The 26969-nt window shown below is 43.0% G+C and carries 24 protein-coding genes; 7 read left to right on the top strand and 17 right to left on the bottom strand.

The window, feature by feature from the left end:
- Window positions 1–32: 32 nt before the first annotated feature.
- Window positions 33–2408, bottom strand: a complete 2376-nt coding sequence (locus G4D82_RS01075) for an efflux RND transporter permease subunit (RefSeq protein WP_166333533.1) — start codon at window positions 2406–2408, stop codon at window positions 33–35.
- Window positions 2409–2591: 183 nt separating this feature from the next.
- On the opposite strand from G4D82_RS01075, the gene G4D82_RS01070 reads away from it, so the two are divergent.
- Both G4D82_RS01070 and G4D82_RS01065 read left to right on the top strand, forming a co-directional pair.
- The gene (locus G4D82_RS01070) at window positions 2592–4862 is read left to right on the top strand and encodes a cation:proton antiporter domain-containing protein (protein WP_166333531.1); all 2271 of its coding nucleotides are present in this window, start codon (window positions 2592–2594) and stop codon (window positions 4860–4862) included.
- Window positions 4862–5188: a DMT family transporter gene (locus tag G4D82_RS01065; protein ID WP_166333529.1), complete on the top strand. Its 327-nt coding sequence runs from the start codon at window positions 4862–4864 to the stop codon at window positions 5186–5188. The genes G4D82_RS01070 and G4D82_RS01065 overlap by 1 nt, the downstream gene beginning before the upstream one ends.
- Here the strand turns inward: G4D82_RS01065 and G4D82_RS01060 are convergent.
- The 3 genes from G4D82_RS01060 to pyrH all read right to left on the bottom strand — a co-directional run bounded on the left by G4D82_RS01060 (window position 5185) and on the right by pyrH (window position 9129).
- The gene (locus tag G4D82_RS01060; protein WP_166333527.1) at window positions 5185–7677 is read right to left on the bottom strand and encodes a DUF5686 family protein; all 2493 of its coding nucleotides are present in this window, start codon (window positions 7675–7677) and stop codon (window positions 5185–5187) included. The two genes, G4D82_RS01065 and G4D82_RS01060, sit on opposite strands and share 4 nt — an antisense overlap.
- Window positions 7678–7774: 97 nt before the next feature.
- Complete coding sequence (gene frr / locus G4D82_RS01055) at window positions 7775–8338, bottom strand: ribosome recycling factor (RefSeq protein WP_166333525.1); 564 nt, start codon at window positions 8336–8338, stop codon at window positions 7775–7777.
- Between the two features lie 83 nt (window positions 8339–8421).
- On the bottom strand, window positions 8422–9129 hold the full coding sequence (pyrH, locus tag G4D82_RS01050; RefSeq protein ID WP_166333523.1) for a UMP kinase: 708 nt from the start codon (window positions 9127–9129) through the stop codon (window positions 8422–8424).
- 220 nt (window positions 9130–9349) lie between these two features.
- On the opposite strand from pyrH, the gene G4D82_RS01045 reads away from it, so the two are divergent.
- Window positions 9350–9973, top strand: coding sequence for a thioredoxin family protein (locus tag G4D82_RS01045; protein ID WP_166333521.1), 624 nt, complete (start codon window positions 9350–9352; stop codon window positions 9971–9973).
- Here G4D82_RS01045 and truB read toward each other — a convergent pair.
- From truB to G4D82_RS01025, 4 genes are all read right to left on the bottom strand, one after another.
- The gene (truB, locus tag G4D82_RS01040; RefSeq protein WP_166333519.1) at window positions 9933–10631 is read right to left on the bottom strand and encodes a tRNA pseudouridine(55) synthase TruB; all 699 of its coding nucleotides are present in this window, start codon (window positions 10629–10631) and stop codon (window positions 9933–9935) included. The two genes, G4D82_RS01045 and truB, sit on opposite strands and share 41 nt — an antisense overlap.
- Window positions 10631–11416, bottom strand: a complete 786-nt coding sequence (locus G4D82_RS01035) for an undecaprenyl-diphosphate phosphatase (RefSeq protein WP_166333517.1) — start codon at window positions 11414–11416, stop codon at window positions 10631–10633. The genes truB and G4D82_RS01035 overlap by 1 nt, the downstream gene beginning before the upstream one ends.
- Before the next feature lie 116 nt (window positions 11417–11532).
- The gene (locus G4D82_RS01030) at window positions 11533–11781 is read right to left on the bottom strand and encodes a DUF3098 domain-containing protein (protein ID WP_166333515.1); all 249 of its coding nucleotides are present in this window, start codon (window positions 11779–11781) and stop codon (window positions 11533–11535) included.
- Window positions 11782–11794: 13 nt separating this feature from the next.
- A complete protein-coding gene (locus tag G4D82_RS01025) occupies window positions 11795–12670 on the bottom strand; it encodes a cell division protein FtsX (protein WP_166333512.1) in 876 nt (291 codons plus the stop codon).
- Window positions 12671–13158: 488 nt separating this feature from the next.
- Here G4D82_RS01025 and G4D82_RS01020 point away from each other — a divergent pair, with 488 nt between their 5' ends.
- Together G4D82_RS01020 and G4D82_RS01015 are read left to right on the top strand one after the other, a co-directional pair.
- Window positions 13159–16212: a leucine--tRNA ligase gene (locus tag G4D82_RS01020; RefSeq protein ID WP_166333510.1), complete on the top strand. Its 3054-nt coding sequence runs from the start codon at window positions 13159–13161 to the stop codon at window positions 16210–16212.
- Window positions 16213–16301: 89 nt separating this feature from the next.
- The gene (locus G4D82_RS01015) at window positions 16302–16973 is read left to right on the top strand and encodes a zinc metallopeptidase (protein WP_166333508.1); all 672 of its coding nucleotides are present in this window, start codon (window positions 16302–16304) and stop codon (window positions 16971–16973) included.
- Between the two features lie 82 nt (window positions 16974–17055).
- Here the strand turns inward: G4D82_RS01015 and G4D82_RS01010 are convergent, their stop codons facing one another.
- Window positions 17056–17526: an Lrp/AsnC family transcriptional regulator gene (locus tag G4D82_RS01010; RefSeq protein ID WP_166333506.1), complete on the bottom strand. Its 471-nt coding sequence runs from the start codon at window positions 17524–17526 to the stop codon at window positions 17056–17058.
- A gap of 156 nt (window positions 17527–17682) precedes the next feature.
- On the opposite strand from G4D82_RS01010, the gene G4D82_RS01005 reads away from it, so the two are divergent.
- Window positions 17683–18324, top strand: a complete 642-nt coding sequence (locus tag G4D82_RS01005) for an O-methyltransferase (protein ID WP_166333504.1) — start codon at window positions 17683–17685, stop codon at window positions 18322–18324.
- Window positions 18325–18537: 213 nt separating this feature from the next.
- On the opposite strand, the gene G4D82_RS01000 is transcribed toward G4D82_RS01005, so the two are convergent.
- The 6 genes from G4D82_RS01000 to G4D82_RS00975 form a co-directional block, all read right to left on the bottom strand.
- Complete coding sequence (locus G4D82_RS01000) at window positions 18538–19104, bottom strand: phosphatase PAP2 family protein (RefSeq protein ID WP_166333502.1); 567 nt, start codon at window positions 19102–19104, stop codon at window positions 18538–18540.
- A complete protein-coding gene (locus G4D82_RS00995; protein ID WP_166333500.1) occupies window positions 19105–19446 on the bottom strand; it encodes a twin-arginine translocase TatA/TatE family subunit in 342 nt (113 codons plus the stop codon).
- 68 nt (window positions 19447–19514) lie between these two features.
- Complete coding sequence (locus G4D82_RS00990; protein WP_166333498.1) at window positions 19515–21758, bottom strand: M1 family metallopeptidase; 2244 nt, start codon at window positions 21756–21758, stop codon at window positions 19515–19517.
- Window positions 21759–21831: 73 nt separating this feature from the next.
- The gene (locus G4D82_RS00985; protein WP_166333496.1) at window positions 21832–22323 is read right to left on the bottom strand and encodes a DUF6702 family protein; all 492 of its coding nucleotides are present in this window, start codon (window positions 22321–22323) and stop codon (window positions 21832–21834) included.
- Between the two features lie 13 nt (window positions 22324–22336).
- Entirely contained in the window at window positions 22337–23068 is a 732-nt protein-coding gene (locus G4D82_RS00980) for a carboxypeptidase-like regulatory domain-containing protein (RefSeq protein WP_166333494.1), read from the bottom strand.
- A 6-nt stretch (window positions 23069–23074) separates the two neighbouring features.
- Window positions 23075–23827, bottom strand: coding sequence for a hypothetical protein (locus G4D82_RS00975; RefSeq protein ID WP_235924278.1), 753 nt, complete (start codon window positions 23825–23827; stop codon window positions 23075–23077).
- A 106-nt stretch (window positions 23828–23933) separates the two neighbouring features.
- Between G4D82_RS00975 and pepE the strand changes: the two genes are divergently transcribed.
- On the top strand, window positions 23934–24647 hold the full coding sequence (pepE, locus tag G4D82_RS00970; RefSeq protein WP_166333492.1) for a dipeptidase PepE: 714 nt from the start codon (window positions 23934–23936) through the stop codon (window positions 24645–24647).
- A gap of 70 nt (window positions 24648–24717) precedes the next feature.
- Here pepE and G4D82_RS00965 read toward each other — a convergent pair whose 3' ends face one another.
- Together G4D82_RS00965 and pckA are read right to left on the bottom strand one after the other, a co-directional pair.
- Window positions 24718–25014 (bottom strand): isoamylase early set domain-containing protein, encoded by a 297-nt coding sequence (locus G4D82_RS00965; RefSeq protein WP_166333490.1) that lies wholly within the window; start codon window positions 25012–25014, stop codon window positions 24718–24720.
- A 264-nt stretch (window positions 25015–25278) separates the two neighbouring features.
- Entirely contained in the window at window positions 25279–26904 is a 1626-nt protein-coding gene (gene pckA, locus G4D82_RS00960) for a phosphoenolpyruvate carboxykinase (ATP) (protein WP_166333488.1), read from the bottom strand.
- Between the last annotated feature and the right edge of the window lie 65 nt (window positions 26905–26969).

Genomic DNA, 26969 nt, shown 5'->3' with positions numbered 1-26969 from the left:
GGATGCCGCTGCTATCCGGGCTAGGGCAATCGTCAATCTTTCACGATTCCGTCATCGTGGATTTCTTCTACCTTCAACTTCTTCTTCTCAAAGGTCAATACCAAAGAAGGCAAAACGACCAAATTGGCAAACATCGCGAAAAGCAAAGTACAAGAAATCAATCCGCCCAGGGCAATAGTTCCACTGAAGCTCGACAAAGTGAAAATCGCAAAACCGAAAATCAACACCACCGAAGTATAAAACGTACTGATGCCCGTTTCGCGCAATGCACTGATCACTGATTTCAGCACAACGCCTTTGTTCATAATCAAATCATGACGGTACTTGGCCATAAACTGAATCGCATTATCTACCGAAATCCCGAACGCAATACTGAACACTAATATCGTCGAGGGTTTGAGCGGAATCCCGAAATAACCCATGAGCCCTGATGTAATGCAAAGCGGCAAGACATTGGTAATCACCGAGGCCATTACCATCTTCACCGAACGGAACAAATAGGCCATCAATCCAGCAATCAACAAAATCGCAAAAATCAACGATTCGATGAGGTTTTCCACCAAATACGAAGTGCCTTTTTGGAATACGAGCGCCTTTCCGGTGAGTGTTACCGTATAACGGTCGGCCGGGAAAATCTGCTCGATTTCGGTTTTGAGCTGCTTTTCCACGCGAGCCATTTCCTCGGTGCCGATGTCTTTCATGAAAGTCGTGATTCTCGCGTATTGCCCCGTAGAATCGACGTAGCTTTTCATCAGGTTGTCCTTGGTGTTCTTGGTGGCGTTTTTCGCATACGACAAAATGAACGCTTGTTCCTGAGAAGTCGGCAAATCGTAATATTCCGGGTTTCCGTTGTAAAAAGCCTGCTTGGAATATTTCACCAAGTTCACCACCGAAACCGGTTTAGACAATTCCGGGATTTTCAAAATGGCTTCCTGCAATTCATCCATTCGTTTCATGGTCGAGAGTTTCATCACGCCTTTTTTACGGTGCGTATCGATCATGATTTCTAGTGGCATCACACCGCTGAACTGCTTTTCATAAAAAAGAATATCCTTGAAAAACGAAGCCGATTTAGGCATTTCGCCGATCAAACTACCCGACACTTTCATCTGTGAAACGCCAATTACACTGAACACTAGCAATAGCGCGTACACAACATACACTCTTGTGCGCTTGGTTTTTACGATTTTCTCTACCAAATCCAACAGCGACGAAATATAATTCTTGCTCAAATGGTACAAGTGCTTTTCTTTGGGCATCGGCATGAAACTGTACATGATTGGCACCACCAACAAAGTCAGTAAATACACCGTAATTACGTTAATCGAAGTCACCAAACCGAACTCGAACAACAAATCGTTTCCGGCGATCATGAACGTGGCAAACCCAATTGCTGTGGTCATGTTGGTCATCAGGGTCGAAACCCCGATTTTAGAAATCACCCGTTGTAAAGCCTTAGCTTGATTTTTATGCAGCTTGATTTCCTGCTGGTATTTGTTGATCAGGAAAATGCAATTGGTAATTCCGATAACGATAATCAGCGGCGGAATGATAGCAGTCAAAATGGTAATCCGGTAGTGGAACAATCCGAGCGTCCCGAAAGACCACATTACCCCAAAAATTAAGATAAAAATCGAAATAAACGTCGCGCGCCAAGACCTGAAAAACAAAAAGAAAATCAGTGAAACCACACCGAGTGCCGCGCCAATAAACAAGCCGATTTCGCCTTTCATGTCTTCGGCATTAATCGTCCGGATGTAAGGCATACCGGAAACTTTTAAATCGATGTTATTGGTTTTCTCGAATTGGTCAATGGCCGGAACCAAGGTTTGCAAAATGAATGTTTTTCGCCTTTCGGTGTTGACGATATTTTTCTTCAAATAAATTGCCGACCGAATACTGCCCGACTTTTTATTGAACAGCAAACCCTCGTAAAAAGGCAGGTTGTGGAAAAGCTCGTATTTGATTTTTTGTAGGTAAGCCGCGTCGTGTGTTTGTTTTTTATCAATCAAAGGCACGAGTTGGAATTTTTGCGCGATCGTGTCTTTTTCGAGTTTTTTCAAATCACTCAGCGACACCACTAGCTCTACTTCAGGCGCATTTTTAAGGTCTGTCATCAGCTTATCCCAAGCGGCGAAAGCTTTCGGGTTAAAAACTTGTTGGTCTTGAAAACCAATGACAATCAGATTGCCTTCTTCGCCGAATTTGCCTAAGAAATCTGCGTACTGTTGGTTTACAATGTGTTTTTCGGGCAACAAGTTGGCCTCGGTATAAGTCATGCTCAGGTGGCGCCACTGAAAACCCAAGAACACAGTAATCAACCCAATAGCCACGAGAATGGCAATTCTGTTCTTGAGGATAATCCGGGCGAGTTTTTCCCAAAACCCGACTTTGATAGAGTTTTTCATAAATGCTAAAAGTGGTCGCAAAGGTAAATAAAACCACAGAAAAAAACTTTGATAAACACCACAGATTTATGCGTTTTTTTGGCCATATTAAATTTGGGTTACGCTTTTTTTTGCGGTTATAATTTCTATATTTGGATTCGCATCTTTGCTAGAACAAAAGCCTAAGTATGATTGCACAGATTTATGAGGAACTTTAAGAATTCTATTTTTTATGTTTTAGTCACCGGTGGTTTTTCCGTGATGATTTACCTGATTCTTTCCCAAGGGAAATTACTCGAATCCGGAAGACAGATCATTTCGGTGAATTCGAATAAGTCGCAATGGGCGGAGTTCTTGAGTTCGATGCAACACAACTTGCAACATCCGCTGGCGATTTTATTGGCGCAGATTATCACCATTATTATCGTCGCCAGATTCTTTGGCTGGGTGTTCCGCAAGATTGGACAACCGACGGTTATTGGGGAAATCATTGCCGGTATTGTGCTAGGGCCGTCCTTATTGGGTATGTATTTTCCAGAGTTTTCCAATGTTTTGTTTCCGGTGGCGTCCTTGGGAAATTTGCAGTTTCTAAGCCAAATCGGGTTGATTCTTTTCATGTTCGTCATCGGGATGGAACTCGATTTGAAAGTACTGAAGAACAAAGCCAACGAAGCACTCGTGATCAGCCACGCCAGTATTATCATTCCGTTTGCCCTTGGTATTGGGTTGGCTTATTTTGTTTACTACCGATTTGCTCCTGCGAGTGTAGAGTTTCTTTCTTTCAGTCTTTTTTTGGGCATCGCGATGAGCATCACAGCTTTTCCGGTATTGGCCAGAATTGTTCAGGAACGCGGCATCCACAAAACCCGAATAGGAACGATTGTCATTACTTGCGCAGCGACCGATGATATTACTGCTTGGTGTATTTTGGCTGCGGTTATTGCCATTGTCAAAGCAGGTTCGTTTGTGAGTTCACTCTACATTATCGGGCTTGCCATGGCCTATGTTGCGATTATGATTTTTGTGGTCAAGCCTTTTCTTAAGCGTATAGGCGATTTGTACAGCACCAAAAGCAAACTCAACAAACCTGTGGTCGCTATTTTTTTTCTGACCTTAATTATGTCGGCTTATGCTACTGAGGTTATCGGCATTCACGCGTTGTTCGGCGCTTTCATGACCGGAGCGATTATGCCCGATATTGCTAAATTTCGCGCAATTTTCATTAATAAAGTCGAAGATGTGTCGGTGATTTTGCTCTTGCCGTTGTTCTTTGTGTTTACCGGATTGCGAACTCAAATCGGGCTGATTAATGATCCGTATCTATGGAAAATTACCGGATTTATCATATTAGTAGCCGTCGCCGGAAAATTCTTCGGAAGTGCTATTGCGGCAAAGTTCGTCGGGCAGAGTTGGAAAGATAGCTTGACTATTGGAGCGTTGATGAACACTCGCGGGCTAATGGAACTCGTGGTGCTCAACATCGGTTTTGACCTTGGTGTGCTGACCTCGGAAATTTTCACGATGATGGTGATTATGGCTTTGGTGACTACTTTCATGACAGGTCCGGCGCTCGATTTAATCAATTATGTATTCAAGAGCAAGGATGCTTTCATGGAACACGAAATTCAAAACGGCAACAAATACAAAATCTTGATTTCTTTCGGCAACAATGAAAAAGGGAAATCATTGCTGCGGTTGGCACACAGTCTGACACAAAAACAAAAAGAAAACTCCAGTATTACTGCGATGCATTTGTCATTGAGTGATGAAATGCACGCCTATAATTTAGAGGAACAAGAACGCAAACGCTTCACGCCAATTCTCGAAGAATCAAAAGCTTTGCAGCAGGAAATAACGACGATTTTCAAAGCCACTGTCGATATAGAAACCGATATCGCCGATATGGCCAATCAAGGCGATTACGATTTACTCTTGGTCGGTTTGGGGAAATCGATTTTTGAAGGCACACTACTCGGTAAAGTACTCGGATTTACCACAAGAATTATTAATCCAGACCGTCTGATTGACAAGTTCACCGGTAAAGAAGGTTTGTTCGAGAATTCGCCGTTTGATGAGCGCACCCGTCAGATTATATCGAAAAGCAAAATGCCACTTGGGGTTCTCATAGATAAAGATTTACAACAAGTTCGAAATGTTTTTGTGCCTTTGTTTTTCCCTGAAGATACTTTCTTAATGGACTATTGCCAAAAGCTGATTTACAACAGCAACTCTAAGATTTCAGTACTAGACAGTAACAGTATCATCGGAAACCATTTTGTTTTAGAAAGCGCTTTTAATTCGCTTGAAGACAAATACCCGGACCACATCAGTTTGCTGCAAGACCGCATCATGAAACGCGAATTTCTCGCTAAACAAGACCTGATGATTATTAGTTTGGAGAGCTGGAAAAACCTTGTAGATTCACAAAGCGTTTGGCTCACGAACGTACCGTCGGTATTAATCCTCAAACCCTAATGAATTGGCTTTTGCTGATCATCGCTGGATTCTTTGAAGTCGGATTTGCTACTTGTCTGGGCAAGGCAAAAGAAACTTCAGGAACTATTGCTAACCTTTGGCTGTTTGGATTTTTCGTGTGCCTTAGCATCAGTATGACGCTGCTTTATAAAGTCACGCAAGTGCTGCCCATCGGTACCGCTTATGCCGTCTGGACCGGAATTGGCGCAGTAGGAACGGTTATCGTCGGGGTTTTCGTTTTTAAAGAACCGGCTACTTTCTGGCGAATTTTTTTCTTGAGTACTCTGATTGCTTCGATTATTGGGCTCAAATACGTTTCCAATTAAAATCCTAAATCCCAAACGAAGGAAAGTTTCAGCGCCAAATTGTCTTCAAAGCGCGGCAATTGGTTCGGGCCGTAACGGTAAAATCCGACAATGCCCAATCCGCTATAAATTTGGTTGATTTCAAGTCCAGACTCAAAATAACCTTGGTCTAAGGTTTTGTAAGCAAAAAATTGGTGTTGGGCTTTTTGTTTCATATCGCCCCAAGCCATACGCGTTACCAACACAAAAACCGGTTTTATTTTTCTTGAAAAACGCACCTTTCGAAAAGCGTGTTTGCCTTGTAGGGTTATATATTCGCTGGAGAAAAATTCATTGAAATACATCGTTTCGAAACTATTTTTCCCGGCTATAGTAAAGCGTTGCATTACTTTTTCGTTGGTCAGGCTGTTGGGCGAAGTACTGTATAGATGCGTTAGCGGCACATCGCCAAAAGCAAAACCGGCTTGCAGCAATACAGAAGTTTTCTGCCCATTGATAAACGTTTTTTCATATTCGCTGCGGAAGTCGAACTTGCCAAAATCAAAATCATTCTTAAGCCATTTCGGAACGGTTTGCGTGTACTGAAAAGTGAACCTTGGAAATCTTTTTTTGGCTTCCAGACGGCCGTCTTCAGTTTGCATATAATCGCTGAAAGGGTTCCATTGCAACGAAAATTGTGCAGTAGTCATGTTGAAAACTTCATAATCTCGTCCGTTCACACGATATAAATAATCGAATTTCGGATCGATGCGACTGTAGTTGAGCTGCCCAATACTTTCGGTTTTCGGAATAATCTTCGTTTCGAAATAACCCCGCCAACTGTTATAGCCATAAAAAGTACTGACGTTGATGGGCCGCGGATCGTAGATTTTGAAGACCCTTTTATCTACGGCGAATGAAGTACTACCAATTTCGCGAACATCATCGGTATAAGCACCGCCAATCCAGGTGCCGGAACGATTGCCGATGCGTATGGCTGCACCGAGGTTGTATTTATAGCGTCCGTCTTTCACGCCATAAGCTGTATAGCCATCGATTCTGAAAATATGTGAAAATTTCTCGCTCGTTTTTCCGCCCAAACCCAAGCGAAAACCTTCATAGTTGTTGAAACTTACCAGCGAGCGCAAATCTAGTTCGACAGGCCCGAAAGGCACATAGCCATTGAGTACTTTGCGGCCTACGAAAATGCGTTTCTCTATTTTTTTACTCATTACCAAACTGTCTAGTGCAATATAAGTTCGGGTGCTGCGTGTGTCGAGCGTATCTTTGCGGTATTGGTTCCAGAAGGTATCGTCTTTTTGCGCAGCTTCTTTAGTTACTTCAAGAGACAAGAAAGGATTACGGATTTTGACCGGTTGGTTGTAGTGAATGTCTGAAAAATAGCTTTCTGAAAGCAAGTAAGTGAAATCTGAAGCCACTTTTTTTCTAGAATCGCGCGTGTCATCATCGGCGTCGAGCGGAATGGTTTCGCCCAAAACCCTAATGTCATAGTTGTTTTTTCCTTTGACGATTTTGAAAATTTTGTGAGACGGAAACCAGATTTTCTCAGAGTCGAGATATTCAAATTCATGCGTACCACTTACATCCAGCAGGCCTTTAGAGCGCATCACGGCTTTGGCGATGGCAAAACTTTCCGTGTCAACATAAAGCAAACCTTCGAGTCCGGCGGCCTTTCGGTTGTGTTTGTTTTTGAAGTGAATCACGTAAGTGCGACGCTGCTGAATCGAGACGGTATCTAGGATTTTAAATCGGTATTGATTGAATGTGTGCTTTGAAATTGGGCTTTTGTAGTAGGTTTCAAAAAGCTCGTAATGGCGGTCATACACCGAAAAAGACTGCAAGTTGAAAGCTAGTATTTCGTATATGGGTTTCTTGAAACCAGCCATTTTAGAGCCGAGTACCGTTTCTTTGAAGCCTTTGTCGTTGTATTGAAATTGCGAAATTTTCTCGGTTTGAAACAAATGTTGTTTGGTGATGATTTTCTTGAATTTGTAATCTGAAGAATCGATTTTGGTTTTCTTTCTTCCAAAAGCTTTGCGCACTTCGATGGTATCGATCCGACCGTCGATAGAATCCGGATTTGCGGTAATCAGTAGTTTGTTGTAGGCTTTGAATTCGAAACTTTGTAGTTTTTGCAACGGGTTGTTTCTCGATTTTTTGGCAATCACTTCTCGGATGATTTTCAAAGCGGCATCGCCATGAGCATTGGCACTTCGATCGGAGCGTTCAGTTTCGGGCATTAAGCAAACCGGATAGAATTTTGTGAGTTCGTTGGTAGTAATTTCCAGCGATTGGTAGCCTAAGTAAGCTACTTTGAAACTTGGAGCTTTTGTTGAAGTAGTGATTGAAAATTTTCCGTCTACATCGCAGAGGCTTTGTTTTCCGGCGTAAAAAACTGATGCAAAAGCCAGCGGCGCACCACTCAGGTTGTCTTTGACGATTCCGTTGAGGTGAAATTGGGCCTGGCTCACCAAGCAGCACAACAACAGTAGCCAGCAGAGTTTTTTCATGTAAGATTGAACGGATGAAACGGGTTAAAGATAGGCAAATAAAAAATCCGCCCTGTTATTTAACGTGACGGATTCTTGAATATGATTTCGAAAGAACTTAAACTTTCATAATCTCGGCTTCTTTAATGGCCAGGTGCTCGTCGATTTTTTTAATGAAAGCGTTGGTCAGGTTCTGAATTTCGTCTTCGGCGCTTTTGCAAATATCTTCTGAAGTGCCTTCTTTTTCTAACTTTTTGATATCCGTATTGGCATCTTTTCTAGCATTGCGAATACTGATTTTTGCATCTTCGGCTTCCGCTTTGGCTTGTTTGGTCAAATCGCGGCGGCGTTCTTCGGTTAGTGGCGGAACTGTAATAATAATTACATCGCCGTTGTTCATCGGGTTGAAACCTAAATTGGCGACCATGATGGCCTTTTCAATGGGTTGCAACATGCTTTTCTCATAGGGTTGTATCGTCAGGGTTCTGGCATCGGGAACGTTGATATTCGAGACTTGCGACAGTGGGGTTTGCGATCCGTAATAATCTACAAATACGCTGCCCAACATGGCAGGAGAAGCTTTTCCGGCGCGGATGTTCAGGAATGATTTTTCCAAATGCGCAATCGAACCGTTCATGGATTCTTTGGTGCTGTCTAGGATAAATTCAATTTCTTCAGTCATTTTTATGATTTTAAGATTTTAGGATTTTAAGATTTCAAGACGTCTTACAGTCATGTGATCTTACAGTCTTACAATCCATTTTATTATACATTCACTACAGTTCCGATGTTTTCTCCGTTGCAGATTTTAAGCAAATTGCCGCGTTGGTTCATATCGAAAACTAAAATCGGCAGTTTGTTTTCCTGACTTAAAGTAAAAGCGGTAGTGTCCATTACATTGAGGCCTTTTTTAATTACATCTTCAAAAGAAATGTAATCGAATTTGGTGGCCGTTGGATCTTTCTCCGGATCTGAAGTGTAAACGCCATCTACTCTTGTACCTTTTAGAATCACATCGGCATGTATTTCAATTCCGCGCAAAACCGCCGCTGTATCTGTAGTAAAATACGGGTTTCCGGTTCCGGCTCCGAATATCACGATACGGCCTTTTTCCAAGTGTCTTACTGCGCGTCTTTTGATATAAGGTTCAGCAATCGCTTCAATTTTTAAAGCCGTTTGCAAACGGGTCAACATGCCTTTGTCTTCGAGTGCTCCTTGGAGCGCCATTCCGTTAATTACCGTGGCCAACATCCCCATATAATCGCCTTGAACCCGATCCATACCGTTGCTGGCGCCGGCTACTCCTCTGAAAATATTTCCGCCTCCGATTACAATTGCGATTTCTACACCTTGGTCGTGAATTTGCTTGATTTCGTCTGCGTATTCGGCCAAACGCGCCGGGTCAATTCCGTACTGACGGTCGCCCATGAGTGCTTCGCCGCTTAATTTCAGGAGGATTCTTTTGTATTTCATTTGTCGCATTTACTGTTTTTCAAGGGTCAAATGCTGTCGCTGCGCTCGAGTCATCTGTGTTGTGGTTAAGTGGTGCAAATATAGTCATATTCTTTTTCCGTGAAATATCCGTTCAAAAAAAGATGGCCCGAATTAAAGACATTTTTAACGTGATTCTGATGATATAAATCAGCCCTAAATGACGTTAATATCGCTAACTTTACGCTTTAATTTCAAGCTCATGAAAATTGCTGTCGCACAAGGTTTGGTCAACAGTCATTCCTATTCTAAATACCGCGCTATCGTTTCTGAATTGTTTGATCAGGGCAAGGTTTCAGGCAACATCCAAAGTGAAGATTTGCTCGCCTACACGAACTTGAACCAAGCCCGAATGAACCGTTTAGACAAAAAAATGGTGATTGCGCCAGAGTACATTCAGAAGTTGCTGAATTTGAAGAAGCAATACATTTGGCTAGTGCTCTCCGAAGGTTGGTGTGGCGATGCCGCGCAGCTATTGCCCATTATGAACAAAATGGCCGAATTCAGCCCGAACCTTCATTTAAAGATTGCTTTCCGCGACGAGAATGAAAACTTGATGAATCAGTTCTTGACCAACGGCAGCAGGGCCATTCCCAAACTGATTGTGCTGGACACCGCCACCGAGAAAGTGCTCGGAAGCTGGGGCGCTCGACCCAAAGGCGCTGCAGATTTAATCAAAAGCTACAAACAACAATACGGAGTAATTGATGAAACTGCCAAAAAAGAATTGCAACTATGGTATTTGCACGATCAAGGTTTGAGCACTCAAAGAGAACTCGTCGATCTTATGTTGCACTGCGAACAATTGAATCTTCAAACGCCGTGATTGCTTGGGCATCTCGAACATCGTAATCGCCAATCTTGGTACGGCGCAAAACTGTCAAATGCGCGCCAGACTGCAATGCTTTCCCGAAATCAAAAGCCAGCGAGCGAATGTAAGTGCCTTTGCTGCAAACCACGCGGAAATCCACTTCCGGCAAAGCGATGCGTGTGATTTCAAATTCGTGGATGGTAGTTTTTCTCGAAGCGATTTCAACCGTTTCACCCGCACGCGCATGTTCGTATAAGCGCACGCCTTCTTTTTTTATGGCAGAAAAAATAGGTGGTTTCTGGTCAATTTCACCAAGGAAATGATTCAAAGTTTGGTGGATCAATTCTTCCGTAAGATGCGAAGTAGGAAATCTTTGGTCAATTTCAGTTTCCAAATCATACGATGGTGTGGTGGCTCCGATAAAAAAAGTGCCGGTGTATTCTTTGATTTGGCCTTGGAGTTCCGGTATTTTTTTGGTGAATTTTCCGGTGCAAACCAGCAGTAATCCGGTGGCTAAAGGGTCGAGTGTTCCCGCGTGTCCGATTTTGATTTTCTTCAACCCAAGCCTGCTCTTCAAAACCCATTTCATTTTGTTGACCGCTTGAAAAGAAGTCCAATGCAAAGGTTTGTCGATGAGCAATACTTGCCCGTTTTGAAAATCTTCGGCCGTCATCAGATTACACTAAGCGGGTGAATAAAAAAATGAATCAGCAACAACACTACCCCGACAATAATCCGGTAATAGCCAAATACTTGAAAGCCGTTCTTGCTCAAATAGCCGATAAAACCTTTAATGGCCAACAGCGCAACGATAAAAGCTACGATGTTTCCAATGATGAGTAAATTCACTTGGTCGTCTGTAAGCACCAAACCTTCTTTATAATAATCGTAGCATTTTTTGACCGTAGCGCCCAACATCGTCGGAACCGCTAAAAAGAAAGAGAATTCCGCCGCTGCCGTACGCGATAGTTTTTGCGACATACCGCCCACGATACTCGCACCGCTTCTCGACACGCCGGGAATCATCGCCAAACATTGAAACAAACCAATCTTCAAACCTTTGGCGTAAGTGATTTCCGTATTCTTGGAATTGCCGAACCAATCATCTACTTTCAAAAGTAAAATCCCGCCGAGCAATAACGAAACGGCCACGGTTACAGGATTTTCCAGTAAAGCATCGATTTTTTTACTAAATAACAAACCAAAAACCACCGCCGGAAGGAACGCAACGAACAGCTTGAAGTAAAATTCCAACGTCTGAAAGAATCGTTTGAAGTACAATACGACGACCGACAAAATCGCGCCGAGCTGGATCACGATTGTAAAAAGTTTGGTGAATTCATCGTGCTCGATTCCAAAAAACGAACTCGCGATAATCATGTGGCCGGTAGAGGAAATCGGTAAAAATTCGGTAATGCCTTCAATAATGGCCAGAACGAGTGCTTGGAGTGTATTCATTGGGGGTTTTAGATGGTGAGAACTATGTGATTGTAGGATTTTAGGACTGTAGAATTTTAGGATTTTAAGATTTTATCTTATAGTCCGATAGTCTTACCGTCTTACAATCCAAAAAACTATTGGCTTTTCTTCGGGCTTTTTAGAATCGAATAAATGGTAATGCCGAAGCCGATCAAAACCGTAGTTGGCGCCAAACGAATCCGTCTGAAATCGAAAACACTTTCATTGAACACGTTCGGATCGTCGCTGCCGCCGCCCGACATTAAGATAAAACCCAAAATAATCACGGCAATGCCAATGAGTAAAATAGTATAATTGCCTTTATCGAAAAGGAATTCCTGTTTTTGTGTTTCTTTCTCTTTCATAACTAGAATCCTTTTAGTATAAATCGTCGGTTCTCAAATTCAAAAAGCGCTGTGTCGCGAAGAATGTACTAATCCACGACAGCAAAATGCCCAACAACAAAACGCCCAAAAGTACCGCGCCGATGAGCAATTGGTCTTCCATAATGTGCAATCCGGGGAAATTCGTATTCACGTAGAACAAAGTTCCAATCAAGGCCAAAACCGCCAAAACCGCTGCAATAAAACCTAACTTGATACTTTGCCAGATGAATGGTTTTCTGATGAACGATTTGGTCGCGCCCACCATTTGCATCGTCTTGATGATGAAGCGGTGCGAATAAATAGACAAACGCATCGAACTGTTGATCAGCAGCATCGCAATGAGCGCCAGAATACCGCTGATAATGAGCATCCACATACTGATATTCTTGATGTTGTCGTTCACCAAACTCACCAATTGTTTGTCATAAACCACGTCGGCGACCATTTCGTTGGTGCGGAAACTGCTCTCAATTTTTCTGATATTTTCTGTATCGATATAATCGGCTTTCAAATGAATATCGAATGAGTTCAGCAGCGGATTCGCGCCCAAAAAAGTCATAAAATCCTCGCCAATCACTTCAGTGTGTTGCTTGGCCGCTTGTTCTTTGGTCACAAATTCGCTCGATTTCACGAAACGCGCGGCCTTGAGTTCTTGCGCAAAAGCGGTCGTTACGCTGTCTGTGGCTTCGGCTTTGAAAAATACGGTCATCACGATTTCTTCCTTGAAATCATCCGAAAGCCTTTTCGAATTGATCACGAAAAAACCCAAAATGCCCAACAGGAAAAGTACGAGAAACATACTCAAAACCACCGAAAAATAAGAAGAAAGCAAGCGGCGTTTTTGAAATTTTTCAAAAGAAGAACTCATAGCGGTTGTAATTTGGCGTAAAAATAAAAAAGAAATTGGTTAATCACAGTTTCTGCCAGCCAAAGTTTTGCCGTTCGGTCAATAAACGTAAATTTGCGTTCGGATTTTTAGAAGCTATTCCCGCTATTCATCGCAATCTTTCACGGCGAACCCCGCCGCAAAAGGATTTCCATTACTATCGGGGCTAGGCCTTTCCGGAATATTTGATGTTGGGTTTTCAAAATTGAAGGATCTTGTGCTAGGACTTCTGGTAAAACCGGATGTCCATCAGGCATTCTCCTCTTAATATCAAATTATCGGGGCTAGGCTTTCCGTTCAGAATTCCAATTTTAATAACAAAAAAACTTTGCGTCTCTGCGCCTTTGCGAGAAAACAAAATGGCATCGACCGTGCGAACCGACTTCAGCAACTCAGGCACTCAGGCACTAAAAAATGACACGAGCGACAGCGACTGCATGAGACCTTAAACAAAACAATATTAAACCCGAATGAAATACTTTCCAAACGAGATCGAAGCCAAATGGCAACAATACTGGGCAGAGCAAAAAACCTTTGCCGCAAGCAACGATTCACAAAAACCAAAATATTACGTGCTGGATATGTTTCCTTATCCTTCGGGCGCCGGTCTGCATGTCGGGCATCCGCTGGGCTATATCGCTTCGGATATCTATGCGCGCTTCAAACGCCATCAGGGTTTCAATGTGCTGCATCCGCAAGGCTACGACAGCTTTGGTTTGCCGGCTGAGCAATACGCAATCCAAACCGGGCAACATCCGGACAAAACCACCAAGGAAAACATCGCCCGTTACCGCGAGCAACTCGATAAAATCGGTTTTTCGTTCGATTGGGACCGCGAAGTGCGCACTTCCAACGCCGATTACTATAAACATACACAGTGGATTTTCATCCAATTGTTCAACTCCTGGTACAACAAAGAGACCGATCGCGCCGAAGATATTTCCACACTGGTTTCCATTTTTGAAAAAGCCGGGAATGCCACAGTCAATGCAGTTTGCGACGACAATGTAGCTGTTTTTTTTCCGTCAGAATGGAACGCTTTCACCGACGAAGAAAAGCAAAAAATATTGCTCCAATACCGCTTGACTTATCTCGCCGAAACCGAAGTCAATTGGTGCCCGGCGCTCGGAACCGTACTGGCCAACGACGAAATTGTCAACGGCGTATCAGAACGCGGCGGCCATCCGGTGATCCGCAAAAAAATGACCCAATGGAGCATGCGCATCTCGGCTTACGCAGAACGCTTGCTGCAAGGCCTCGACACGATCGATTGGAGTGAAAGCATCAAGGAAAGCCAGCGCAATTGGATCGGGAAATCGGTCGGGGCAATGGTGACGTTCAAAGTAAAAGAGCATTACAGTCATATCGAAGTTTTCACTACGCGGCCTGACACCATTTTCGGCGTGACGTTCATGACACTCGCGCCCGAGCACGAATTGGTTTCGCAAATCACGACCGACCAGCAAAAAGCGGCAGTCGAAGCGTATATCGAGAAAACCGCCAAACGCTCCGAACGCGAACGCATGGCCGATGTCAAAACGATTTCCGGCGTCTTTACCGGCGCTTATGCCGAACATCCGTTTACCAAAGAATTGATTCCGGTCTGGATTGGCGATTATGTGCTGGCAGGTTACGGAACAGGAGCGGTGATGGCAGTACCGGCGGGTGATGAGCGCGATTATGCGTTCGCGAATTTCTTCAAAGGACAACTCGGAATGCCTGAAATTAAGAATATATTCAATCAAGATATTTCAGAGGCCGCCTTCGGAGAAAAAGGTGGTTTTGAACTCGTCAATTCTGATTTCCTGAATGGCTTAGGTTACAAAGAAGCCACGCAAAAAGTCATTGCCGAACTCGAAAAAATCCACCATGGAAAAGGCAAAACCAACTACCGTTTGCGCGATGCCGTATTTTCCCGCCAACGTTATTGGGGCGAACCGTTTCCGGTGTATTATGTAAACGGATTGCCGCAGATGATTGAGGCACAATATTTACCCATCGTTCTGCCCGAAGTAGAAAAATATTTACCGACCGAAGACGGCCAGCCGCCACTGGGAAATGCCACCGTTTGGGCTTGGGATACCAAAGCAAATCAAGTTGTTTCCAACGATTTGATTGACCACGAAACCGTATTTCCTTTGGAGCTCAACACCATGCCGGGTTGGGCGGGAAGCTCTTGGTACTGGATGCGTTATATGGACGCGCACAATACCGAAGAATTCGCGAGCAAAAAAGCGCTTGACTACTGGCAAAACGTCGATCTATATATCGGCGGCAGCGAGCACGCGACCGGGCATTTGTTGTACTCGCGTTTCTGGAACAAGTTTTTGAAAGACAAAGGTTTTGCGCCAACAGAAGAACCGTTCAAAAAGCTGATCAATCAAGGGATGATTTTAGGGATGAGCGCTTTTATATATAGATTAAGTTTTTCAGACTTTATTGAATCTGTAGCTAATCAAATAATTGGCAAGGAATTTACGAATGAGGAGAAAGGAATAATTGAGGGATTTATTGATAGTTATAACAATAATATTTTTGCTTCGAAGACGCTTCTTTCAAATGCGATGCATCAGAATGCTGATTTTGGAAGCGGAGAACTAACTATAATATCGAAATTTCCCAATTTGGAAAAGGCGTTAGTAAAGAGATTTCCGTACTTAGAAACTTTAATGGACGGAATACTCGTCAAGGTCGATAAAATCCATGTTGATGTGTCCTTAGTTAATCTTACTGACGAATTGAACGAGACTGAATTCACAAAACATAATCTATACAAAGAGTATTCAAATGCAGTCTTTTTGAAGGGTGAAAACAGCAAATACATTGTAGGGCGCGAAGTCGAGAAAATGTCCAAATCCAAATATAATGTCGTTAATCCGGATGACATCTGCAACGAATATGGCGCCGACACTTTGCGTTTGTACGAGATGTTCCTCGGCCCGCTCGAGCAAGCCAAGCCTTGGAATACTGCCGGAATCACAGGCGTTTTCGGGTTTCTGAAAAAACTGTGGCGTTTGTATTTCGACGACAACGGTTTGATTGTAACCGACAATGCGCCATCGAAAGACAGTTTGAAAACTTTGCACAAGACCATCAAAAAGGTCAATGAAGATATTTCGAATTTCTCGTTCAATACTTCAGTAAGCCAGTTTATGATCTGCGTGAACGAGCTTTCTGCACAAAATTGTCATGAGCGCGCGATTCTAGAACCGTTGGCGGTTCTGATTTCGCCATACGCGCCACACATCGCAGAAGAATTGTGGAACCAATTGGGCCATTCAGGATCAATTTCAACAGTAGCTTTTCCCGAGTTCGATGCGCAACATTTGGTGGAAAGCAGCAAGGAATATCCGGTTTCGTTCAACGGAAAAATGCGCTTTACTTTAGAATTGCCACTGGATTTAACTGCTGCTCAGATTGAAGAAATCGTGATGAAAGACGAGCGCACGATCAAGCAACTCGATGGCAAAACGCCGAATAAAGTGATTATTGTGCCAGGTAAAATCATCAATTTGGTGGGTTAACCTGACAAAATTGCACGAAGGTTAAGAAAAATCAAATTGGCTTGTAAATTGACAAGCGATTCGTACTTTTAAATTTTAAAAAACAAACTATGTATTGGATATTAATTGGATCGATTATGTTGGTGAGCTGGTTGGTCAGCAACCGACTCAAAAGCAAATTTGAACTGTATTCGAAACTGCAATTGCAAAATGGCATGTCCGGAAAAGAGATTGCCGAGAAAATGCTCGCCGACCACGGAATTTACGATGTGAAAGTCATTTCGGTCGAAGGGCAACTCACCGACCACTACAATCCGGCCGATAAAACAGTCAACTTGAGTGAAGCCGTTTACAACCAACGGAATGCTGCGGCTGCTGCAGTAGCGGCTCACGAATGTGGTCACGCGGTACAACATGCCACGGCTTACAGTTGGCTTGAGATGCGTTCAAAATTGGTTCCGGTGGTTTCTGTGGCTTCCAACTTTGTACAATGGATTTTGATCGCTGGAATCTTAATGATTAAAACGTTCCCGCAATTGCTTTTGATTGGCATCGTGATTTTTGCCGCGACTACTTTGTTTTCGGTGATTACGCTTCCGGTAGAATATGATGCGAGCAACCGCGCCCTAGCTTGGCTGGAAAACAAACGCATGCTGAACCGCGAAGAACACGACGGCGCCAAAGATGCATTAAAATGGGCTGCAAGAACTTATGTTGTAGCTGCCATCGGATCCGTTGCAACTTTACTTTATTATGTGATGATTTACATGAATAGAAGGTAACTAGAGCCTCGTTAAAAAACTAAATCCAGATTTCAGGTGTTACTCTTTGGAATCTGGATTTTTTGTTGGTTTTCAGTATAGTCTATAGTTGAATTTGCCGATCGATTTGTTGGTTCAGCGAAATGAATGTCTCGGTTCTGGAAACGCCTTCGATAGCTTGGATTTTGGTGTTGAGCAGTTGCATCAGGTGTTCGTTGTCGCGGCAAATCATCTTGACTAGGATCGACCAATTTCCCGTGGTATAATGACATTCGAGCACTTCGGGCACTTTTTTGAGCTCGCGCACGGCTTCTGAATTTCGCGCGGCTTTATCAAGATAGATACCGACGAAAGCCATCGTGCTATAGCCCAAAACTTTTGTATTAACCACAAACTTAGAACCTGAAATCACGCCGGCCTGTTCTAGTTTGCGCAAACGTTGGTGAATGGCTGCGCCGGAAATGCCGATTTTATGCGCAATTTGCAGAATGGGTTTGCGGGCATCTTCCATCAAATCGCGCAGGATTTCTTTGTCTATGCCGTCGATCTCAATTTGTAGCTGATTGATTTTCATGATTAATAATTTGAAGTCAAAAATACAGTTTTGATTTTAAGTTGAAACTAAACTGCGGTTTTTAATATTTATTGATAATGGTTTAAGAAGTGGCTCGGCACCCAGTTGGTCTTGACAGTTCCGGCCAATTTGATACCTTTGGCGAAATTTCTACTTATGCATTTCATCTCGCAAGAACTTGAAGATTATATCGAGCAACATTCGGCTCCGGAGCCTGAACTATTGGCAGCGCTCAACAAGGAAACTTACCAGAAAATCTTATTGCCCAGAATGCTCAGCGGGCATTTTCAAGGGCGGGTTTTGAGTATGCTTTCTAAACTGATCCGGCCTTTGAATATTCTGGAAATCGGCACTTATACCGGTTATGCCGCGTTGTGCTTGTGCGAAGGCATGCAGGAAAATGGTTCGTTGCATACCATTGATATTAAGGAAGAACTCGTGGATTTCCAGCGCAAGTACTTCGACCGCTCTCCTTGGGGCAATCAAATCGTGCAGCATTTGGGTGAAGCGATTGATGTGATTCCGACGTTGGATTTGAAATTCGATTTGGTCTTTATCGACGCCGATAAAGAAAACTATTTGAATTATTACGAACTGATTGTTCCGAAAATAAACCGCGGCGGGATTATCCTTTCGGACAATGTGCTTTGGAGTGGCAAAGTGGTCGAGCCTTTGCAACCCAATGACCTGAGCACCAAAATCCTTTTGGAATACAACCAGCGGCTTAATAATGACCCTAGAGTGGAAACTGTGCTGCTTCCCATTCGCGACGGACTCACAGTGACTCGAGTGCTCTGATAAGCTGATTTTTAAAGATTTTTCTTTTTGCCTTGGCGTCTTTGCGAGCAATTTGATTTCTCATAAAGACATTAAGGTTTTTTATTAAGGGAAAATTTATTGTCTGACGCAGCGATTCAGTTGGGTTAGTTGCCCTAGCCCGGATGGCAGCGGCATCCTTTTGTTGCGGGGTTCGCAGCAAAAGATATAGCGTACAGCCGGATCAGCTTCTGATTATAAAGAAGGAAAATATTTAGGCTGCAAATACAAATGCAATCGGTGGAATAAATAGGCGTAAGTCGTACCCACTGTGTAACCCGTTAAGATATCGAGCGGGAAATGCATGCCAAGATAAATACGGCTGTAAGCGAAAAACAAAGGAAAAACAAACAGTAAAAACGCAAACTTGTAGTATTTCCTGAAAATCTGGAACACGAAAACTGTCGTTGCCATCGAACTGGTCGCGTGTCCTGAAAAGAAACTGAACGTATCGCTCGACTTGACAATGCGGATGATGTCTTTGATTTCCGGGTCGTTGCACGGGCGCAAGCGCTGGAAAAAAGCCTTGAAAAGATTCGCGGTTTGATCGCCCACTGTAATAAGCGCCGCTACGAAGAGTAAAACAATCAAAGTGTTTTTGAGCCCGACTTTTTTCTGAAGCAGATAGAAAACCAGCAAATAGAAAGGCATCCAGTAGAATTGGTGCGTGATGCCGAGCCATAACCCGTCATAGGTTTCAGCACCCAAACCGTTCAGAAAAACGAACAGTTGCTTGTCTGCGGCAATGATTTTCTCAAGCATTTAGCGTTGTCTTTTGATGGGGCCGACGATGTCTTCGATTTCTTCTGCCACGTCGGTCTTCACGGTGGTATCGGCGAGCATTTGGGTTTTGGCTTTGGTGATTTCTGCGTTGATGTTTTCTGAAACACCGGTGAAATCGCCGTGGAGTTCGCGGAAGGTTTTGTCTAAACCATTGGCTTCGGCACCTTTCTGGATTTCGCTCTTGATATCGTTGGTAGCGTTCTTGAGTTGCGCCATGATTTTACCCAAAGTTCGGGCGATTTCCGGAATTTTATCTGAACCGAAAAGCATCAGCGCGATGAACAGTATAAAAATTAATTCTCCTCCTCCGATTCCGAACATATAGGTTGATTTTGCGGCAAAGTTACAAAGTTTACCAAAAGGTTTTCTGCCAAAATTGTATTAATTATTTAATCGAACTTCGACTTGACTTCAGCTTTAGGCCAAACATTGTTAGTCGTGTCGATATCGGCGGTTTCGAGTTTTGGATCGACGGTGATTTTAGCTATTGGCTTTTTGGTGGCGAACATTCGGCTCACCTCGGCATCGTTGAATCGCCAGATTTGTGCCGGAAAAGTTTGGGTTTCGCTTGTACCGTCTTCAAAACTGAGTTCGACAATAATCGGCATGACCAATCCGCCGGGTTTGTTGAAAGTGACTTGGTAGAAATATTTTGGGCTGTCGAGTTTGGCTTTCTCCTCGGCGGTGAATTTGGTTTGGATGAATTCATCTAAGGCGGTAACCGATTTAATGTCGAGCGGTTTGTTCATCTCCGGTTTGAAATCGGGGCTGTCATTGGCAATCATATACACTAATGGCCCAGAAGCTTTTAGGCGGTTTCTGCGTGTGACTTCAGGCGCTTTGAAATCTTTCGGCGGGTCGTTGCTCACAAAGAACTGCTTGACTTCTTTGATGCCGATATCGGTATAATCGGTGGTGTAAAACCAGCCGCGGAAAAACCAGTCCAGATCGACGGCTGAGGCATCTTCCATGGTTCTGAAAAAGTCTTCCGGTGTCGGGTGTTTGAATTTCCAACGGTTCGCGTAGGTCTTGAAAGCATAATCGAACAAATCGTGTCCCATAATGGTCTCGCGAAGAATATTCAGTGCAGTAGCAGGTTTTCCGTAGGCATTGTTTCCGAATTGGCTGATGCTTTCCGAATTGGTCATAATAGGTTCAAGTTTCGACTGATCGCCACTCATGTAAGGCACAATATTTTTTGCCGGGCCGCGGTCAATAGGAAACTTTGGGTCAAAAGTGGCTTGTGCCAAAGATTGTAAAAAAGTGTTCAAACCTTCGTCCATCCAGGTCCATTGGCGTTCGTCGGAGTTGACAATCATCGGGAAATAATTGTGCCCGACTTCATGGATAATCACGCCCAACATGCCGTATTTTACTCGGTCGGTGTAAGTTCCGTCTTCTTGCGGACGGCCGAAATTCCAGCAAATCATCGGGTATTCCATGCCTTGGTCTTGCGCGTTGACCGAAACGGCTTTCGGATAAGGATATTCAAAAGTATGGCTCGAATAACTCTTTAAAGTATGGGCCACAGCGCGTGTCGAATAGGTTTCCCAAAGCGGATTGCCTTCTTTTGGGTAGAGTGAAATGGCCATGGCTTTTTTGGTTTCGAACTGCACGGCCATCGCGTCCATGATGAATTTTCTGGAAGTCGAGATGGCAAAATCACGCACGTTTTCGGCTTTGTATCTCCAAGTTTTCTTTTTCGCAGAGAAGCCTTTCTCAGCGGCCATAGCTTCCGCTTGGGTTACGATAATGACGGGTTTGTCGAACGAATTCTCCGCTTGGTTGTATCGCTTCAATTGTTCTGGGGTGAACACTTCCGAACGGTTTTGCAAAACCCCGGTAGCTTCCATAATGTGATCGGCAGGCACCGTGATATTGACTTCGTAATTTCCGAACGTTAAAGCAAATTCGCCCGCGCCCCAAAATTGCATGTTTTGCCAACCTTCAACATCATTATAAACGGCCATTCGAGGGTAAAACTGCGCTAGTATATAGAGATTGTTGCCGTCTTTGAAATGCTCGTAACCCGAACGCCCGCCATCAATCATATAATTATTGATGTTGTAGTTCCATTTGATATTGAGCACGATTTTTTCACCGTGTTGCAAAGGTTTGTCCAGATTGATGCGCATCATGGTTTCATTGACCGTGTATGACATCGGGTTGCCTTTAGCGTCTTTGACGTAATCGAGTTTGAAACCGCCATCGAATTTTGCTTCTAAGTATTTTCTAGAAAAACCGGCCGCGCTAATCGATGGGTCGATTTTCGAATTGTCGACCAGTGGTGTTTTAGAAGTTCTTGCGGCGATATTCTGGTCGAGCTGTAGCCACAAATAATCAAGAGATTCCTTGGCATTGTTGGTGTAAGTGATGGTTTCCGTGCCATAAAGTTTGGTGTTTTTATCATCGAGTTCTATATCGATTTTATAATCGGCTTGTTGTTGGTAATAATCTGGTCCGGGCGCACCTGAAGCGGTTCGGTAACTGTTGGGTGTGGCAAGCAAATCATACATTTGCCTGAATTTGTTTTGGTCGGTATGGCCTTTTTCCTTTGCTTTTGAGGTTTCCTGAGCTATGATGCTAGGAGTTATTGCAATAAAGAGCCAGATAAAAAGGATATGTTTTTTCATAAAATAATTCAGTGTCAAGGAGGTTGATTGCGCTAAAAGTAATGGATTTTCAGAAATTGTTAGCGACCGGAAGCTACTTTAACACGCCGCTGGTTTTCTCGGCCGTTAGCAACAAGCTTTGTTTTTTGCCGTTGAAATCAGCCTGAATCATGTTTTGTTGTTCCGCATAAGTTTGTGTCAAGACGGTGTTTAGAATCTTAAGCGATTTAATTTTCGGAATATCATTGATTTTATAATAGCCAACAAGCACATTATTGTCGAGTTCTTTGCTCACAAAGGCAAAAGATTTTTTTTGCCCGTTGACCTCGATAGTGAAATTTTCTGCAAGATACCGATTCATCAGTGCAATGTCGGCTGCAGTTTCGGTTTCTTCACCCAAATGCGTCGTTTGATGGTAGTGGTCTTGGAGCGCTTTGTTGAGGTCGTCGACGAAGAGACGGGTGGTAATTTCGAGCCGTTTTTTGTCTGGGGAATGATGAAGTTGGAAAATTGAGACGTAGAATTTGTGCCAGCCAAATCCAGACAAAACCACAAAAATTATTATAAAGCCCAACGTTTTTCTCATGCTTCAAAAGTACTTATTTCTGCTCAACGGCCAGAATGTCGTTGTATTTTAATCCTAGGCCCTTCGCTAGAAACTTGGTCAAGGTTTTGTTTTTGGCTTTAAGCGCCCTCACAAAATCAGTGTCTTCAATCAGAAAATAGTGGAATCCGCGAACGTATTGCTTCGATATTTTTAAGGTGTTTTCGTAAAAATCGTCTTCAAACCAGCCATCGAGTTGCAACAGTAAACGCTCTTTTTTTTCAACCCGAAGTTCTTTCTTGAGCATTTTGGTTCGTCCGGAAATACCATTGAGTATCGGGTTTAAAGGAACAATCCCGCTTCCGGTGGTGGCTTCGCGCAACCTTCGCTCGGCAGGCGTATATTTTTTTTGGCCGCGCGGAATAATCCCAAGGTTTTCTGCATTTACACCTGAATTTTCATTGACTTTCACTTCCTCTAGCGGCAGGATCGAGGTGTTCATTTTTACCGACAATTCCTTTTGATCTAGGTGTGATTGGTTGACGATGATGCGTTTGGTTTCGAGATTTATAGCAGATAAAATCAGAATATCGTCTTTTTTAGCGGCTATATTGAATTGGCCTTGAGCATCTGAAACGGTTGATTTGCCCGTGGTTTCATTTACGATATTGACCTTTTCTACCGGATGACCTTCGTTGTAGATTTTCCCTTGCAACCCTTCTTCAGATTGGGCTTGAATCAGTTGCGTTGAGAATGCGAACAGAAAAAATAGTATTGTTCTTAGCACTATAATCTAGTTTTTCTGAGCGGCTACGATTTGCTGGAATTCTTCGTTCTCGTTTACCAAAAAATCCATCAACTCGAAATTTGTGCTGGCTTTGGTAATTTTTTTTGCCTTCGGATCGTTTTCGCAAAACACTAAAAACAGCCGGATTTGGTCATCGGGCAATTTCAAACTGTTTTTAAAAAAAGTATAATTGATTTTTTGCATGACCAGTTCCGTAAAGTCGCCACCAGAGTTCAATTCGCTCTTTTTCGGATTTTTCTTCCGCAGGATTTTCAATACGTCTTTGTACATCCGAACGAAATCGGCTCCGTTTTCGATGGCGTTATGGTTAATCATTACGGTATTTTTTGGCGAAGATTGGCGGTCGTCAAAATACTTTTTGTCTGATTCAGCCCGTGGATTAATCTTCGGCGCTTTGATCATTTTTTGTTCCACTAAGACTTCGGCCAATTGGTTCGGATAAGCTTGCATAGGAATTTTAAGCACATCTTGATCTAAGTCATCTTGGGTAATGACAATTTTCTTCGATTTGAAAACGAATCCCGATAACACCAAAGTATCATTCACTCTGGCAGGAATTGTGAAAGCGCCTTCGTATTTGGCAACGGTTCCTACGTGGGCATTGACGTTGAAAATAATTAGATTTTCCACTTTGAGCGAGTCGTTGACTGCTTGCGCCCGCAGTTGTTTTCTGGAAGCTTGCGAAAAGCCGGTGGAGATGAAAACAAAACTAAACAGGAGTGAGAGAAAGGTTTTCATAGCGTGTGGTTTTTTCCCAAATTTAAAACAAACCACCACCAAAATAATGATAACGGTATGTTAATTTAAAAAAGGTTTTATCTTTAACCCAAACCTGATCTTGTTTATGAAAAACCTCATTATTGCCAGCACTTCAACGCTTCATGGCAGCCAATATTTAGAATATCTTTTGCCCGAACTCCGGCAACATTTCAAAAACTGTAAAAAGATAGTGTTTATTCCGTATGCCCGACCCAGCGGAATATCGCACGAACAGTATACCGAGAAAGTGGCTCAAGCTTTTGCTCAAATCGATATTAAAGTAGCAGGTTTGCATGAATTTGAGAATGCGGCTCATGCGATTCAAAATGCTGAGGGAATTTTTACCGGCGGAGGAAATACCTTTCTGCTGGTGTTTCAATTGTATAAACATCAGTTGATGACGGTCTTGTCGGATACATTGAAAAAGGGAACGCCTTATTTAGGATGCAGTGCCGGAAGTAATATTACTGGGCTCTCGATGCAAACGACCAATGATATGCCGATTATTTATCCGCCGAGTTTTGATACTTTAGGGATGATTCCGTTCAACCTGAATCCGCATTATCTCGACCCGGATTTGCAGTCTAAACACATGGGCGAAACTCGTGAAACGCGAATTACTGAGTTTCATGCGTTCAATACGGTTCCGGTTTTGGGCTTACGCGAAGGCAGTTGGCTCGAAGTCAAAGGTGAGAAAATCACGCTAAAAGGAAATTTGTCGGCGCGGTTGTTTCGAAAAAACCAAACTCCGGAAGAATTTGAAAGCGGCAGCGACTTGAGTTTCTTAGGAAAATTATAAAAACAAACCGCTGATTCACAGTTTGTATTTCTGTAAATCAGCGGTGAATTATTTTTGAAAACGAGCTGAATTATACTTCCAACACGCTGTTTTCTGCACCTGCGAAATCGTTCCAACGGTAAGAATCGGCTTCAGCTTCGTTGGTGTAAGCACCGTCAACGATATATCTGAACTCGTAAGAAGCATCTTTGTTCACATCGAAAACGCCTTTGAAAGTTCCGTTTTTAAGTTTGCTCAATTCGCCTTCTTTTGGATTCCAATTATTGAAATCGCCGACAACCGCAGCGGTGTTTGCCTCTTTAGCATCAACGGTAAAAGTAACTTTGCAAACCGGTTTAGTCTTTATAAATTGTTTCTTAACTGACATAACTATTTCATTTTTAGAATTATGCAGCAAAGAAAAAGAATTCATCCATAGAAACCATCGCCAGAGGTACGATTTGAGAATATGGCAAAAACTATCTAAAAAACAAATCTGATTGCCAATATTTAGCCAGAGGAAATTAGAATCCTAAAACAGAAAACGTTTTCGCGGTAAAGACTTTTGAAGCCAAAAAAATCGGTTTTCTAAATCAAATGGCACATCTGACTTCAAAAACCGACATTTTATAACGGTTTGTTATTGAAACTTTTACAATTGTGGTCCGGCTTTTACCAAATTTTCGCCTTCGGCATTGTCTGTATATTGGGCGAAGTTTTTAATAAAACGCGCTGCCAAATCTTCGGCCTTTGTATTCCAATCTGAAGCGTTAGCATAAGTATTTCGCGGATCTAGAATGCTCGCATCTACTTGGTTGAGCGCTGTAGGCACTTCGAAATTGAATACCGGAATCATTGTGGTTTCAGCATTTTCAATAGAACCATCTAAAATCGCATCGATAATGGCACGAGTGTCTTTGATAGAGATTCTTTTACCTGTTCCGTTCCAGCCAGTGTTGACCATATAAGCAGTCGCTTTGTGTTGTTCCATTTTCTTTACCAACTCTTGTCCGTATTGTGTAGGATGCAGCGATAAGAACGCTTTTCCAAAACACGCTGAGAATGTCGGTTGTGGCTCGGTTACACCTCTTTCGGTTCCGGCCAATTTAGCGGTAAATCCTGAAAGGAAATAGTACTTAGTTTGTTCCGGTGTCAGTTTAGAAACCGGAGGCATTACTCCAAAAGCATCGGCGGTCAAGAAAATTACTTTGTTGGCGTGCCCGGCTTTAGAAACAGGTTTTACTATATTGTGAATGTGATTAATAGGATAAGAAACTCTAGTATTCTGAGTTACTGAACCGTCTTTAAAATCTATTTTTCCGTCAGCATCTACTGTTACGTTTTCTAGTAAGGCGTCGCGTTTGATTGCATTGTAAATGTCTGGTTCATTTTCTTTGCTCAAATCGATGGTTTTGGCATAACAGCCACCTTCGAAGTTGAATACGCCTTCATCGTCCCAGCCGTGTTCGTCGTCTCCGATAAGTTCGCGTTTCGGATCAGTTGACAGCGTGGTCTTTCCGGTTCCAGATAAACCAAAGAAAACTGCCACGTCGCCGTCTTTGCCTTTGTTGGCCGAGCAGTGCATGGAAGCAATTCCTTTGAGTGGCAAATAATAGTTCATCATCGAGAACAAGCCTTTTTTCATTTCGCCTCCGTACCAAGTGCCGCCAATAAGTTGCATTTTTTCGGTTAGATTAAACGCGATGTAAACTTCCGAGTTCATGCCGTGAGCTGCGTAATCTTTGAAACTGGTTTTCGAACCATTCATCACGATAAAATCTGGTTCGCCGAAGTTTTCTAATTCTTCTTCCGTTGGGCGGATGAACATGTTCTTAACAAAATGTGCCTGCCAAGCCACTTCCATAATGAAGCGCACTTTAAGTCTTGTGTTTTCGTTGGCGCCACAAAAGGCATCAACTACGAATAATCTTTTTCCTGAAAGTTGCTCGACGGTGGTTTGTTTTAAGGCATTCCAAGTATCTTGTGAGATGGGTTTATTGTCGTTGACGGCTTTTTCTGAATTCCACCAAATGGTGTTTTCGGTGATACTGTCTTTAACGATGTATTTGTCTTTGGGCGAGCGGCCTGTAAAATCGCCAGTCATTACGTTGATTGCGCCTAATTCAGTGAGTTGCCCTCTTTCGAAACCTTGTAAAGAAGGCTTCAATTCTTCGTGATAGAGTAGGTCAAAGGACGGATTGTATATAACTTCTGCTGCATTTTTGATTCCGTATTTTTCAAGCGAAATCGATTTCGTAACTTGAGCGTAATTATCCATAGAAATGAGTTTGTATTGTTGTTTTTTATCAACGACAAAAGTAAAAATAAAATTTTATCGACGCC

This window comes from Flavobacterium lotistagni, assembly GCF_011392125.1.
GTDB classification, from domain to species: domain Bacteria; phylum Bacteroidota; class Bacteroidia; order Flavobacteriales; family Flavobacteriaceae; genus Flavobacterium; species Flavobacterium lotistagni.
This window is presented reverse-complemented; position numbering and strand designations above follow the sequence as displayed.